The organism is Streptosporangium sp. NPDC048047 (genome assembly GCF_040653115.1).
Classification (GTDB): domain Bacteria; phylum Actinomycetota; class Actinomycetes; order Streptosporangiales; family Streptosporangiaceae; genus Streptosporangium.
The window spans coordinates 80,788-93,953 of the sequence record NZ_JBEZNH010000011.1 but is presented as its reverse complement, the minus strand read 5'-3'; the positions used below and the strand labels follow the sequence as shown (position 1 = coordinate 93,953).

The following is a 13,166-nucleotide window of genomic DNA, read 5'->3' as shown; positions in this document are numbered from 1 at the left end:
AAGACCCGTGCGCGGGCGTGAGATCGGCGGAGGAGGTCCCGGGTGGGCGGCTGATCGGCCGGGCCGCCGGGGCCGGCCGGTCAGCCGGGGCGCCTATCGGGACTCCTCGTGCTCCTTCGGGTCGCGCACGCTGGACAGGAAGGCCCTGGTCCGCTGGTGGCCCGGGTGGGCCAGGAGTTCGCGGGGCCGGCCCCGTTCGACGACCACGCCGTCGGCGAAGAAGGTCAGCCAGTCGCCGACCTCCCTGGCGAAGGCGATCTCGTGGGTGACCACGACCATCGTCATCCCCTCGACGGCCAGGCCCTTCATGACCTCCAGCACCTCGTCGACCAGCTCGGGGTCCAGGGCTGAGGTGGGTTCGTCGAACAGCATCAGCGCCGGGTTCATCGCCAGCGCCCTGGCGATGGCCACCCGCTGCTGCTGGCCGCCGGAGAGCTGGTGGGGCCGTTTGTGCGCGTGGTCGGCCAGGCCCACCCGGTCCAGGTGCTCCATGGCCAGCGCCCGCGCCCGGTCCGCGGGGGTGCCCAGGACGTGGACGGGGCCGCAGGCGACGTTCTCCAGTGCGCTGTGGTGCGCGAACAGGTTGAAGCGCTGGAACACCATGCCGATGTTCCTTCGGAAGGCGGCGAACTCGTTGGGGGTCCAGGGGTGGTACCTGCCGCCACGCAGGGTGTGGCCGACCTCCTCGCCGAGTACCCGCAGGCTGCCGCCGAGCACCGGCTCCAGGCCGTTGAGGCACCGCAGGAACGTGGACTTGCCCGAGCCCGACGGGCCGATGACGCAGCTCACCTCGCCGGAGGCGACGGTGAAGTCGACGCCGTTGAGCACCTGGACGTCGCCGTAGCCCATCCGGACGTCGGAGGCCCGCACGACCTGCTCGCCCGCCGCGTTCACGCGGCCGCCTTCGGCAGGATCCTGGCGGCCAGGCCGCCGCCGCGCACCAGCCGTACGGCCTCGGAACCGAAGCGGCGCTCCAGCCTGCTCTGCAGGAAGGTCGCGACGGCGGTCATGAGCATGTACCAGAGGCTCGCCACGATCAGCAGCTCCATGATCAGGTTGTTCGCCTTGTAGATCTGGCTGGCATTGGTCATCAGGTCGTGCCCGGCGACCACGTAGACCAGCGAGGTGGTCTTCAGCATGGAGATGAACTCGTTGCCGGTGGGCGGGATGATGATGCGCAGCGCCTGCGGCAGCACGATGACCCGCATCCGCTTGGCCGGCGTCATGCCCAGCGCGTACGCCGCCTCGGTCTGGCCGTGGTCGACGGCCTGGATCCCGGCGCGCACGGTCTCGGCGAAGTAGGCGGCCAGGTTCAGCCCCAGTCCCAGCATGGCCGAGGTGAAGCCGGTCATCACCAGGTTGGTGTCCCACTTGACGCCGATCATGGTGAACGGGACCTTGAGCACCAGCTCGGGGAACAGGAACGCCAGGTTGTACCAGAAGATGAGCTGCACGAGCACCGGCGTGCCGCGGAAGAACCAGATGTAGAACGTGGCCAGTCCGCTCAGCACCGGGTTGTGCGCCAGCCGCATGATCGCGACCAGCACGCCCAGGACCAGCCCGAGGACCGTGGCCAGGACCGAGATCTCGATGGTGACCCAGACCCCGCTCAGGATCCGCTCGTGGAACAGGTACTCGGCGACCTTGCCCCAGTCCAGGTTCGGGTTGGCCACCATGAGGTAGGCCAGCCGGGCCACGACCGCCAGCGCGACCGCCGCGGCCAGCCAGCGGCCCCAGTGCCAGGTCCGCGCGACGGGGATCGGCCTGCCCGACGCGTCGGTGATCGGTTCGGTCCGCATGGTCACTTACCGCCGTTGACCACGGCGGACTGGACGGCCAGCTTGTCGAGGTTCCACGCCGCGAGCAGCCTGCCGTACTCCCCGCTCTTGATGAGCGAGTCCAAAGCGCCCCTGACGGACTCGATGAGTTCCTTGTTGTCGGGCTTCATCCCGATGCCCCACGGGCTCTCGGTGCCTTCGAGGGCGATCGCCTCCATGGCGAGCTTGGGGTCCGCGGACTTGTAGGCGGCCACCACGTAGTCGGTGACGATGGCCTGCGCGCGGCCGTTGCCCACCTGGAGCATGGCCTCCGTGTCGCCGGGGAACTTCAGGATGTCCACCGCGGCCTTGCCGTTCTTCTTGCAGTCGGCGTCGTAGCTCTCGGCCAGCTCCATCGAGGAGCCGTTGTCGACGACGGAGACCGTCTTGCCGCAGAGGTCCTCCGGCCCGGTGACGCCGGCCGGGTTGCCGGCCTTGACCAGCATCCCCGCGCCCGCCTGCACGTAGTCGACGAAGGTGACCTGGCCCTGCCGCTCCGGGTTGTCGGTCATCGAGGAGATGACGAAGTCGTAGCGGCCGGTGAGCACGCCGGGGATCTGCGAGTTGAACTCCTCGTCGGTGATGGTCACCTTGACGCCGAGCTTCCTGGCGATGGCCCTGGCCAGGGCGGGATCGAACCCGATCGGGGTCTTGCCGTCACTGGCGAACAGCTCCATCGGCGGGTAGCCGATGGAGGAGACGACCTTCAGGCCGTCGGACTTCAGTTTCGCCGGCGCCTTGGCGGCGAGGTCCTTGTCGGGGGTGATGGCGTTGATGACGTCGGCCGCCTTCTCCTCGGCGGGGGCCTGGTCGAGGACGACGTCCTGCGCGGCGGCCGGCGCGGCGGCGGACGCGCCGTCGTCGAGGGACTGGGCGCCGCAGGCCGTGGTGGCGGCCAGCAGCGCGCCGGCGGCGAGCGCGGCGAGGATCCGAGTGTTCAAGGGGGTGCTCCTTCAGGAGTGCTGCCAGCGGACTTCGCCGCCGACGACGGTGGTCATGACCTTGGTACGCAGCACAGCGGCCGGCGACTCCACGAAGGGGTCGGTGTCCACCGCGATGAAGTCGGCGAGCTTGCCGGGTGCGAGGACGCCCTTGTGGTCCTCCTCACCCGCGGCGTAGGCCGCGCCGAGGGTGTGGGCGGTGAGGGCCTCGCCCATGCTCAGCCGCTGCTCCGGCTGCCAGCCGCCGGCGGGCGTGCCGTCGGGGCGGGTACGGGTCACCGCGGCGTACAGCGCGGCGAAGGGGTTGGGGTGCTCGACCGGGGCGTCGGAGCCGAAGGCCAGCGCGACGCCGACGTTCAGCATCCCGCGCCAGGCGTAGGAGGCCAGTTCGTGCCCGGCCAGCAGGGTGTCGACCAGGTCGATGTCGCTGGTGCAGTGCACGGGCTGCATCGAGGCGGCGATGCCCAGCCTGGCCATCCTGGCCAGGTCGCCGGGCCGCAGGTGCTGGGCGTGCTCGATGCGGTGCCGCAGCCCGGCCGTGCGGCCGAGGGCCTCGTAGGCGTCGATGACCAGGTGGTTGGCCTGGTCTCCGATGGCGTGCGTGGCCACCGCGATGCCGGCCCCGGCGGCCGTGCCGAACAGCCTGACCAGGTCCTCGTACGGCGTGACCGCGATGCCCACGTTGCCCTGCTCGCCGGCGAAGGACTCGCCCATGTGGCAGGTGTGCGAGCCCAGCGCCCCGTCACTGAAGATCTTCACGGGTCCGGTGCGGAACCAGTCGTCGCCCTGCCCGGTGCGGCGCCCCTCGGCGATGGCCGTCTCCAGATGGATCATCGGGATCGCCTTGTGCACGCGCAGCTTCAGCTCGCCGGCCTCGCGCAGCTCCAGGTAGGCGGCCCGGCAGTCCTCGCCGTCGATGTCGTGCACGCTGGTCAGGCCGAGTGCGAGCAGTTCCTCCTGCGCGGCGCGGAGCTGGTCGCGCAGGTCGGCGGAGACCATGAGGTCGCGCAGCGGGTAGGAGGCCGACTCGCGCAGGATGCCCGTGGGCTCCCCGCTCGCGTCCCTGACGATCTCACCGCCCACCGGGTCGGGGGTGTCGGCGTCGATGCCGGCCAGCCGCAGGGCCGCGGAGTTGGCCCACACCGTGTGGCCGTCCACGCTGGGCAGCGCGACCGGCAGTTCGGGGCAGACCGAGTCCAGCGCGTACCGGTCGGGCTGAGCCGGCGGGTCCCAGGTGTTGCTGTTCCACCGGCCGCCGAACAGCCAGGCGCCCGGCCTCAGCCGCGCCGCGTGCGCGGCCACCCTGGTCAGCGCTTCGTCCAGGGAGCGCACGTCGCGCAGGTCCACCGCGTCCAGGCTCTGGGCGTACTGGGCGGTGTGGATGTGGGCGTCGTAGAGCCCGGGGAGCACCGCGGCGCCCTCCAGGTCGATCGGCTCCGCTCCCCCGCCCGCGGCCCCGCGCACCTCCGCCTCCCCGCCGACGGCCAGTAGCCGCTCGCCGTCCACGGCCATGGCCTGGGCCAACGGGTTGCCGCTGTCTCCTGTGTGGATGGCGGCGTTGCGATATACGCGAATGCTCATGTGACTCTCTAGGGCTCGCTCGATGACGGTGGCCATCACTGTAGGAGTGGTGGAAAGAAGTCGGAAGCGATATAAACACGACATTCAGCACCTCTGAGCGTAAGGAGCTCTAATGCTGAAGCCGGAACACCTGCGTACTCTCCGTGAAGTCGTTGAGCTGGGGTCCTTCGCCGCCGCCGCCAACCGGCTCGGCTACACCGCGTCGGCCGTCTCCCAGCAGATGGCCACGCTGGAACGGGAGCTCGGCGTCAGGCTGTTCGCCCGCTCCGCCCACAGCGTGCTTCCCACCGGCGCCGCCGAGGTGCTGGCCAGGCAGGCCGAGACCGTGCTCGTCGACATCGAGCGCATGGTCGCCACCGTGCAGGCCGTGCACAGGAACAGCGAGCGGCAGATCCGCCTGGGCGTCTTCCCCAGCTTCACCGACGTGCTGACCGGCGTGCTGCGGCGGATGGAGCCTGAGGAACGCGCCGGCATCAGGGTCTCCGTCGCCGAGTCCTCCCAGCTCATCCCGCGTCTGGGCGCCGGCGGCGAGATGGACGCGGCGATCATCTACCAGGTGGGGAACTCCGGTCTGTCATGGCCGTCGGCACTGGGCCGGCGCTGGATCGCCGAGGACCGCTACAAACTCGTCCTCCCGCGTAGCTGGCCCGACCTGGCGCCCTACCGGGTCGAGCACCTCGTGGACCTGCCGTGGATCATGCATCACCCGGCGACCAGCGACGCCTCCATCTTCGAGGGCCTGTTCGCCCACTGGGGGCTGCATCCCCGGGTGGCCTGTCACTCCGACGACTTCAAGATCACCATAGCCATGATCGGGGCGGGGATGGGCGCGGCGCTCGTCCCCGACCTCGCGCTGCGCGGGCACGGCCCCGACATCGTGGTCGCCGACGTGCCGTGGCTGAACATCAGCCGCAGCATCTTCACCCTCGTCCACCCCGACCGCGAGACCGCCCGGCTGCAGTCCCTGCTGGACGCGCTGACGCTCTGAGCGGTCCCGCGCACTCGACGGGGCACGGCGGATCTGCCAGCATGTGCCGGATCACGGGCGCGGCCGGCGACGGACCCGGTGCGCCGATCGTCACCGCTCGGGCTCCCCCGTGGCCGGAGCGGGCGTTAGGAGATCCTTGACTGTGGAACACGAGGCGGCGATCGCCAGGTCCGCCGAGGCCATACGCCTCCACCGCGGGCACAACATCCTCATCGAGGCCGGCGCGGAGCCGGTCATCGACCGGCTCGCGCGCCGCGACCGTCCGGCGCCCGCCTCGCCGCCCGAGCTGTGGGCCTGGACGTTCGTGGTCAAGGACATGATCGACGTCGCCGGGCTCCCCACCACCCGGGGGTCCGTCCTGTACGGGAGCGAGGAGGCGCTGACCACCGCGCCGTGCGTCGAACGGCTGGAGCGCGCCGGGGCCCTCCTGGTCGGCAAGGCCAACCAGCACGAGTTCGCTTGGGGCGTCACGAGCGAGAACCCGCACTGGGGCGATGTGCGCAACCCACGCCACGAGCACCTGGCCCCCGGCGGGTCGAGCGGCGGCACGGCCGCGGCGCTCGCCGCCGGGATCGCCCGGTTCGGCCTCGGCACCGACACCGGCGGCTCGGTGCGGATCCCGGCGGCCTGCTGCGGCGTGGTCGGCCTGCGTCCCAGGGCCGGCGCCGTCTCCTCCGAGGGGGTCGCGCCCCTGGCCCCGATGTTCGACGTGGTCGGGCCGATGACCGTCTCGGTCGCCGACTGCGCGCGCGTGTGGCGGGTGCTCTCCGGAGAGGCCGTCGAGCCGCCGCGTTCGCTGTCGGGGCTGGTCGTCGGCGTCGCCGAGGGCTGCGCGCAGGCCGGGGAGTTCGCGGACCTGGGCGCCGAGGTCCGCGAGATCGCCCTGCCGTACGGGATCCTGTCCCCGTACTGGACGATCGTGGGCGCGCAGGCCCGGCGCACCCACGAGGCCACCTACCCGGCGAACGCCGCGAGCTACAGCGCGGGCGTGCGGCGGAAACTGGACGACGCCGGCGGGATCGGCCATCGGGAGTACCGCCGGGCGGTGGAGGAGCTCTCGGCCGTCCGGGCCGGATTCTCGGCGGAGACGGCCGGCGTCGACGTCCTGATCATGCCGACGCTCGGCGGTCCCGCGCCGCGGGCCGGCTGCGACGAGGCCGCCGTCCGCGGCGAGGTCGGCCGGATCACCTCCGTCGTGTCCGCGCTCGGCCTGCCCGCGCTGGCCATCGGAGACCTGCAGGTGGTGGGGCGCAGCGAGGCCGACGTGCTGCGGGCCGGCCTGTGCCGGGAGTCCCGCGGAGGCGCGATCCCCGCGCCGCGCTGAACGTCAGGCGTGCGGCGACAGGTTCCACGGGTCGATCGGGACGACGCCCGTGCAGCGGCCGGAGGGATCGAGTAGCCGCCCGTAGAGCTTCGACTGCCGCAGGACGATCTGCCGGTCGGCGATGCTCACGTACGGGAAGCGCTCCTCAAGGCGCATCACCAGCGGATGCAGGTCGGAGACCCCGTGCAGGCCGACGGTGAGGAGCATGTTGCGGGCGCCCGCGAGCGCCGCGCATGTCCGCGTCTCCGGCCAGTCGAGCAACGCCCGGCCCGTCTCCTCCAGCAGGCCGTCCGGCATCCGCAGCCACAGCACCGCCGAGGAGTGCCAGCCCGCGTGTGGGCGCGCCAGGTCGCAGCGGAAGTCGATGTCGCCGGTCGCGACCAGGCGTGACAGCCTGCGCTGCACCGTGCGCTCGGACATGCCGACGGCCTGCGCGAGCTCGGAGTAGCCGGCGCGGCCGTCGGCGAGCAGGGCCTTGAACAGCAGCCGGTCGATCTCGTCCATCTGCCCGGTGGACTCCCCCGGCCCCGGCCCCGGCCGCCTGGCCAGCGCGCCCGCGGATCGCGGCGGCAGCACCCGCAGCCGCCAGCGGCACGAGGCCTCGAAGACGCGCGTGGCGACATGGGTGCGTACCTTCGCCACGCCGGGCACCCGCGGCAGGTCTGTGAGCAGGTAGTCCGCCAGCGCGGGCATCGACGCGGCGACGGCGATCACGAACAGGTCGTGACCGGCGGTGACGTGCTGCACGGTGATGAGGTGGCCCGCCGCCGCGAGCGCGCCGGCGACCTCGACCGCCGCCCCGGCCTCACAGTCGATCTCCAGGAAGGCCATGCTCATCGCGTGCATCTGGCGCCGCCCCAGGGCGACGGTGGTCCACGCCTCCCCCGTGCCGTTCAGCCGCTGCCAGCGCCGTGCCGCCGTCACCGGGTCGGCACGGATCGCCGCCCCGACCTCCACCCAGCTCGCCCGCGGGTTGATCTGGAGGGCGTCGATGAGTTCGAGGTCGGCCTCCGACAGCAACCGCCGGGGCTCAATGCCGGAATCCTGCATGATCGGCCCTTCAATGTCACATTGCTGCGTTTAAAGACCGAATGCACCTTATACCTCGATCCTTGTGCGGGCAGCCGCCCCGGGGCCCACCCCCGGCTCACCCCGGCTCACCCCGGCTCACCGCACGGAAGAGGACGCCTCCCGATGACCCAGCTCCACGACCGCGCCCCGGCACCGGCAGGGGAGGCGGACCACCGGCGCCCGGCGAGCAGGACCCGGCTGGTCGGCGTCCTCGGCGGCATGGGCCCGGCGGCCACCGTCGACTTCTACGGCAAGCTCGTGGAGGAGACCGCGGCCACCTGCGACCAGGCACACGTGCCCGTCGTCATCTGGGGCGACCCCCGCGTCCCCGACCGCTCCCTGAACCTGCTCGGCGGCGGCGAGGACCCGACCCCGTATCTGCGGCGCGGCGTCGAGGGCCTGAAGCAGGCGGGGTGCGAGGTGCTCGCCGTGCCCTGCAACACCGCCCACGCCTTCGTCCCCCGCCTGGCGGAGGAGGCCGGGCTGGAGCTGGTGAGCATCATCGAGGTCACGGCCGACGCCCTCGCGGCCGACGGCGTCCGCGCGGCCGGAGTGCTGTCCACCTCGGGCACCCTGCACGCCGGCCTGTACGCCGGCGCTCTGCGACGGCGCGGCGTGACGGTGATCGAGCCGGACGAGCCCGGTCAGCGGCAGGTCACGGCCGCCATCGCCGCCGTCAAGGGCGGCGGCGCGCGACCGGCCCACCGGCGGGCGCTGGCGGAGCTGTCCCGTTCCCTCGCCGATCGCGGCGCGGAGCGGATCGTCACCGCGTGCACCGAGCTCGTCCTGGCCCTGGACCGCCCCCTCGTCCCCGTCCCGGTTCTCGACCCCGCCCGCCTGCTGGCCCGCCGGCTCGTCGAGATGGCGCTCGGCGCTCCGGCGGCCCGCCCCGGCGGGCCGCCGCCGCCAGGTGCCACACTTCCCATATGACGCAGAAGGAGCCCCGTTCCCTGATGCCCAACATGCGGCTGGACGAGCTGCTGGCGGAACTCCAGGTGCGGCTGGAGGCGGTGCTGGCCACCCGCGACCGTGTGCACGCCCTCCTGGAGGCGGTCGTGTCGGTGGGCAGCGACCTGGACCTGGAGACGGTGCTGCGGCGGATCGTGGAGACCGCCACCACACTGGTCGACGCCGGCTACGGCGCGCTGGGCGTCATCGGGGAGGAGAGCACCCTCGTGCAGTTCGTCCCCGTGGGGCTGAGCGAGGAGGAGATCGCCCGGATCGAGCACTGGCCGCACGGCCTGGGCCTGCTGGGCCTGCTGATCAAGGAGCCGCAGACGCTGCGCCTGGCCGACCTGTCCCGGCACCCGGAGTCCTATGGTTTCCCGCCCGGCCATCCGCCGATGGGCTCCTTCCTGGGGGTGCCGGTACGGGTTCGCGAGGAGGTGTTCGGCAACCTCTACCTCACCGAGAAGCGCGGCGGCGGGGAGTTCGACGAGGAGGACGAGGCGATCGTGGTGGCCCTGGCCACCGCGGCCGGCGTCGCCATCGAGAACGCCCGCCTGTACGAGGAGACCCGCCGCCGGGAGGTCTGGCTGCAGGCGTCCTCCGACGTCACCACGGCCCTGCTGTCGGGCGCCGAGCCCACCGAGGTGCTCACGCTGGTGGCTCGCCGGGCCCGGGAGATGGCCGGCGCCGACGTCGTGGCGGTCCTGCTCCCCGGCCCCTCCGGCGAGACGCTGCGGTGGGAGATCAGCGACGGCGCTCCCGGCGTCCGGCCCGCCGGGGCCGAGCTCCCCGTCTCCGGGACCCTCGCCGGCCGGGCCTTCCTCAGCGGCGAGCCGGTGACGGCGAGCGAACGCGACGCCGCCGACGCCTCCTTCATCGCCGACGCCGCCGCCGGTTTCACCCTCGGCGGGGAGACTCCGATCGGCCCGGTGGCCGCCGTGCCGCTGGGCCGGGCCGGGGCCGTCCGCGGGGTGCTGAAGCTCGGCAAGCGCACCGGCCGGATCCCGTTCAGCACCGGCGAGCTGCACACCCTGCGGTCCTTCGCCGGTCAGGCGGCGCTCGCCCTGGAGCTGGCCGAGGCCCGGCGGGACGCCGAACGCCTGGGGCTGCTGGAGGATCGCGACCGCATCGCCAAGGACCTGCACGACGTCGTCATCCAGCGGCTCTTCGCCGTCGCAATGACGCTGATGAGCATCGTCCGCCTCGTCGAGCACCCCGAGGCGGCCTCCCGGCTGCGGCACGGGATCGACGAGCTGGACGAGACCATCCGGCAGATCCGCTCCACCATCTTCGCCCTGCAGGCCCCCCGCGACGCCGCCCCCGGTCTGCGCGCGCAGGTCGTGGAGCTGGTGGAGGGGGCCCGCGGGCACCTGGGGTTCATGCCGGGCCTGCGCCTGGAGGGCCGGCTCGACAACGGGGTGCCGGCCCCGGTCGCCGAGCAGCTCACCGCCGTGCTGCGCGAGGCCCTGTCCAACCTCGTGCGCCACGCGAGGGCCTCCAGGGCCGACGTGCTGGTCGAGGCGGCCGGTGACGGGCTGCTCCTCAGCGTCCGGGACGACGGCGTGGGGCTGTCCGGTGAGGGCAGGCGCAGCGGCCTGCGCAACATGGAGGACCGCGCCCGGCAGCTCGGCGGTTCCTTCGAGGCGGGCGCGGCCCCCGGCGGCGGAACCCTGCTGACCTGGCGCGTGCCGCTCGGCGGCTGACGACGGCCCGAGGATCCAGTGGCCGGATCCTCGGGCCGTCGGCCCGATATCCGTACGAGCGGTGTCCTGGGTCTTCATCCGCCCTGGGCCGGCCGTCCGGCATGGAAGCCGTGTCCGAGGAGACTCGGCCGGACATGTCCTCAGCGATGCGCCCATCCACCTTCTGCTGATCATAAATGGACCAACCCGCAGTTTCAGCGAGCAAAGGTGGGCGCGCCACCTCCAGGCACTGACATGAGAGCACGTAGAACGAAACCCGTCTCGTGTGGAGAGAGGGGTTTTCATGCTCACACCTTTGATCGCAAAAATCACGAAGAGGCGACCTGCCAGGTCACCCGCCATATCTCTCGCAGACCGTCGCCGGTCCCGCGCTCGCCGTCTCATGACGGCGGCGGTGGTCGTCACGGCGGGAATGGCGGCCGCCAGAACATTGCCCGCCTCATTTGCGGCGGCCCCTCCGGCGGGAGAGTTCGCCTATGTCGTCAACAGCGGTTCGGCCGATGTCTCAGTGATCAGCACTTCGACCGACACCGTCACCGCCACCACCCCCGTCGGCGGCATTCCCGTCCAGGTGGCGGTCACCCCGGATGGAACCCGCGCATACGTCGCCTCCTACAGAGGAGGACCGGGCACCGTCTCAGTGATCGATACGGCCACCAACACGGTCATCGCCACCATCCCGCCCGCCACCCCCGGCGACTACGCGGCCTACGTGGCGGTCAGCCCGAACGGAACCCGTGCCTACGTCACCTATCAGGGATCGAACAAGGTCTCGGTTCTCAACACCTCGACCAACGCCGTCGTCACCACCGTCCCCGTCGGCACCCGCCCCGGCCGGATGGCAGTCACCCCGGACGGAACCCGCGTTTACCTGGTGAACGAAGGATCGAACAACGTATCTGTGATCAACACGGCGACCAACGCCGTCACCGCCACCGTCCCCGTCGGCACCGAGCCTTTCGAAGTGAGGCTGAACCGCAGCGGCACCCGCGCCTACATCGTCAACCGGGGAGGGAACAGCCTGTCCGTGATCAACACGGCGACGAACGCGGTCACCGCCACCGTTCCCGTAGGGAATTTCCCCGTCCAGGCCGCGGTCACCCCCGACGAGAGGCGCGTTTATGTCGCCAACCAGAATTCGAACACCGTGTCGGTTATCAGTGCGACCACGAACGCCGTGATAGGTACCGTATCCGCCAGCAGTCCCACCTGGGTGGCGGTCGCGCCGAACGGGACCCGCGCCTACGTCGTCAATCAGGGGGCGGATACCGTATCGGTGATCAATACGTCCACGAATTCGATCGTCGCCACGATCCCCGTCGGCAGCCGGCCGTTCCAGGTGGCACTGACACCGGACGGGGCCCGTGCCTACGTCAGCAACATCGCGTCGGACAGTGTTTCCGTGATCGATGCGGCGAGCGGCACCGTCGTCGCCACCGTCCCTGTCGGCGACTCTCCGTCGTGGATGGCTCTCGCCCAGCTCCAGGGACCGACGCCGAGCCCCACTCCCACGCCGAGCCCCACTCCCACGCCGAGCCCCACTCCCGCACCGTCATGTTTCAACATCCGAGTCTGCGTCATGCCCGGATGATGACCAGGAGGCGGCTCGGAAACGCTCGCCGGGTCGAGCGCGCGCAGCCCCCGAAGAGGGCGCCCGTCCCGGCGGACGCCCTCTTCGAATCCGACCGTCTCCGGCAACCGCCCCCCGGCTCGCCTGATCCGTCCAGGATGGCCGGTCTTCCGTCCCGCCTCACCGGTCCTGTCGCCGATGAAGGATGAAGTACGTCCGGCTGTCAGCGCAGGCCGTCGAAGAGGTTCTCCTCGCGGTCCGGGGCGGGGACGCGGCTGAAGACGCGGATGAACGCCTCGTGGGAGAAGGCCCGGTGCTGGGCGTCGGCGGGCATGCGCAGCAGGAAGATGTTCTCGCCCTGGCTGGCGTGCGCCTCCAGCGCCTTGCGCTTGCGCTCGACGTAGGGGGCGACGTCCACCATGGCGGTGATCTGCTCCTCGGGGACGCCGAAGTCGTCGGGCAGCTCGAAGCCCTCCGGTGCCGCACCGGTCGAGCGGAGGAACTCGAACAGCTCGGCGATCCGCTCGCGGGGAACGGCGGTGTAGTAGAGCTTGGCGGGGACGCCGCTCGCCTCGGCCGCCGCCACGGTGATCCGGTGGGCCTGGATGTGGTCGGGGTGACCGTACCCGCCGTTCTCGTCGTAGGTGACCACGACCTGCGGACGGTAACGTTCCATCAGCTCGGCCAGCCGCGCGGCGGCCCGTTCGACGGGGACGTTGGCGAAGGCGTCCGGCGCCTGGTTGGCGGCCCAGCCCTCCATACCGGAGTCGCGGTAGCCGAGCAGCTCCAGGTGGTCGATCCCGAGGTGGGCCACGGACTCGCGCAGCTCCGCCAGGCGCAGGGCGCTCACCTCCGACTCGTCGTGGCCGTCCTCGCCGGGCTTGATCCCTCCGGGGGCGTCGCCCTGCTCGCCGTTGGTGCAGGTGACCAGGACGGTGCGGACGCCCTCGTCCGCGCACCTGGCCAGGATGCCGCCGGTCCCGAGCACCTCGTCGTCGGGATGGGCGTGCACGGCCATCAGCGTCAGCTGGTCCATCAGTCTTCGACCCTTCCGTCTTCCGTCACAGGTGGCCCGCGTGGCCGGGGGCGGCTTTTCTGTCTTTTTCCGGCCTTTTCCGAGTCCTTTGCGGGCCCGGACCACTCTACGGCGGCGCGCGACGGCACGCGGGACCGCGGATCCCCCGGAAGGATCTTCGGGGAGGACCCGGCGCCGCCTTCCCGGA

Annotated in this window: 11 protein-coding genes; 5 read left to right on the top strand and 6 right to left on the bottom strand. The window is 71.7% G+C overall.

The genetic code is table 11. The annotated features are described in order from the left end of the window. Nucleotides 1-93 precede the first annotated feature (93 nt). From AB0D67_RS12620 to AB0D67_RS12605, 4 genes are read right to left on the bottom strand one after another with little or no spacing between them, the layout of a single operon-like run. Entirely contained in the window at nucleotides 94-894 is an 801-nt protein-coding gene (locus tag AB0D67_RS12620) for an amino acid ABC transporter ATP-binding protein (RefSeq protein WP_362933048.1), read from the bottom strand. Beyond that, nucleotides 891-1,799 carry an amino acid ABC transporter permease gene (locus AB0D67_RS12615; RefSeq protein ID WP_362933045.1) on the bottom strand — a complete coding sequence of 303 codons (909 nt, stop codon included), beginning with the start codon at nucleotides 1,797-1,799 and terminating at the stop codon, nucleotides 891-893. The genes AB0D67_RS12620 and AB0D67_RS12615 overlap by 4 nt, the downstream gene beginning before the upstream one ends. A 2-nt stretch (nucleotides 1,800-1,801) precedes the next feature. After that, a complete protein-coding gene (locus tag AB0D67_RS12610; protein ID WP_362933042.1) occupies nucleotides 1,802-2,758 on the bottom strand; it encodes an ABC transporter substrate-binding protein in 957 nt (318 codons plus the stop codon). Between the two features lie 12 nt (nucleotides 2,759-2,770). Further along, a complete protein-coding gene (locus AB0D67_RS12605) occupies nucleotides 2,771-4,339 on the bottom strand; it encodes an amidohydrolase (RefSeq protein WP_362933039.1) in 1,569 nt (522 codons plus the stop codon). 112 nt (nucleotides 4,340-4,451) lie between these two features. Here AB0D67_RS12605 and AB0D67_RS12600 point away from each other — a divergent pair, with 112 nt between their 5' ends. After that, a complete protein-coding gene (locus AB0D67_RS12600; RefSeq protein ID WP_362933036.1) occupies nucleotides 4,452-5,327 on the top strand; it encodes a LysR family transcriptional regulator in 876 nt (291 codons plus the stop codon). Between the two features lie 142 nt (nucleotides 5,328-5,469). Continuing rightward, nucleotides 5,470-6,651, top strand: coding sequence for an amidase (locus AB0D67_RS12595; protein ID WP_362933344.1), 1,182 nt, complete (start codon nucleotides 5,470-5,472; stop codon nucleotides 6,649-6,651). Nucleotides 6,652-6,654: 3 nt separating this feature from the next. On the opposite strand, the gene AB0D67_RS12590 is transcribed toward AB0D67_RS12595, so the two are convergent. After that, a complete protein-coding gene (locus AB0D67_RS12590) occupies nucleotides 6,655-7,701 on the bottom strand; it encodes an Lrp/AsnC family transcriptional regulator (protein ID WP_362933033.1) in 1,047 nt (348 codons plus the stop codon). Nucleotides 7,702-7,845: 144 nt separating this feature from the next. On the opposite strand from AB0D67_RS12590, the gene AB0D67_RS12585 reads away from it, so the two are divergent. From AB0D67_RS12585 to AB0D67_RS12575, 3 genes are all read left to right on the top strand, one after another. After that, complete coding sequence (locus AB0D67_RS12585) at nucleotides 7,846-8,652, top strand: amino acid racemase (RefSeq protein ID WP_362933030.1); 807 nt, start codon at nucleotides 7,846-7,848, stop codon at nucleotides 8,650-8,652. Continuing rightward, nucleotides 8,649-10,373 (top strand): GAF domain-containing protein, encoded by a 1,725-nt coding sequence (locus tag AB0D67_RS12580; RefSeq protein ID WP_362933027.1) that lies wholly within the window; start codon nucleotides 8,649-8,651, stop codon nucleotides 10,371-10,373. Before AB0D67_RS12585 ends, AB0D67_RS12580 begins: the two co-directional genes overlap by 4 nt. Nucleotides 10,374-10,755: 382 nt before the next feature. Further along, a complete protein-coding gene (locus AB0D67_RS12575; protein ID WP_362933024.1) occupies nucleotides 10,756-11,964 on the top strand; it encodes a beta-propeller fold lactonase family protein in 1,209 nt (402 codons plus the stop codon). Nucleotides 11,965-12,166: 202 nt separating this feature from the next. On the opposite strand, the gene AB0D67_RS12570 is transcribed toward AB0D67_RS12575, so the two are convergent. Next, nucleotides 12,167-12,979, bottom strand: a complete 813-nt coding sequence (locus AB0D67_RS12570; protein WP_362933021.1) for a PIG-L family deacetylase — start codon at nucleotides 12,977-12,979, stop codon at nucleotides 12,167-12,169. Between the last annotated feature and the right edge of the window lie 187 nt (nucleotides 12,980-13,166).

What these genes read in the sequence shown, in the direction of transcription:
- AB0D67_RS12615 (WP_362933045.1), bottom strand. Translation starts at nt 1,799, where the DNA reads ATGCGGACCGAACCGATCACCGACGCGTCGGGCAGGCCGATCCCCGTC.
- AB0D67_RS12605 (WP_362933039.1), bottom strand. Translation starts at nt 4,339, where the DNA reads ATGAGCATTCGCGTATATCGCAACGCCGCCATCCACACAGGAGACAGC.
- AB0D67_RS12600 (WP_362933036.1), top strand. Translation starts at nt 4,452, where the DNA reads ATGCTGAAGCCGGAACACCTGCGTACTCTCCGTGAAGTCGTTGAGCTG.
- AB0D67_RS12590 (WP_362933033.1), bottom strand. Translation starts at nt 7,701, where the DNA reads ATGCAGGATTCCGGCATTGAGCCCCGGCGGTTGCTGTCGGAGGCCGAC.
- AB0D67_RS12585 (WP_362933030.1), top strand. Translation starts at nt 7,846, where the DNA reads ATGACCCAGCTCCACGACCGCGCCCCGGCACCGGCAGGGGAGGCGGAC.
- AB0D67_RS12580 (WP_362933027.1), top strand. Translation starts at nt 8,649, where the DNA reads ATGACGCAGAAGGAGCCCCGTTCCCTGATGCCCAACATGCGGCTGGAC.
- AB0D67_RS12575 (WP_362933024.1), top strand. Translation starts at nt 10,756, where the DNA reads ATGACGGCGGCGGTGGTCGTCACGGCGGGAATGGCGGCCGCCAGAACA.
- AB0D67_RS12570 (WP_362933021.1), bottom strand. Translation starts at nt 12,979, where the DNA reads ATGGACCAGCTGACGCTGATGGCCGTGCACGCCCATCCCGACGACGAG.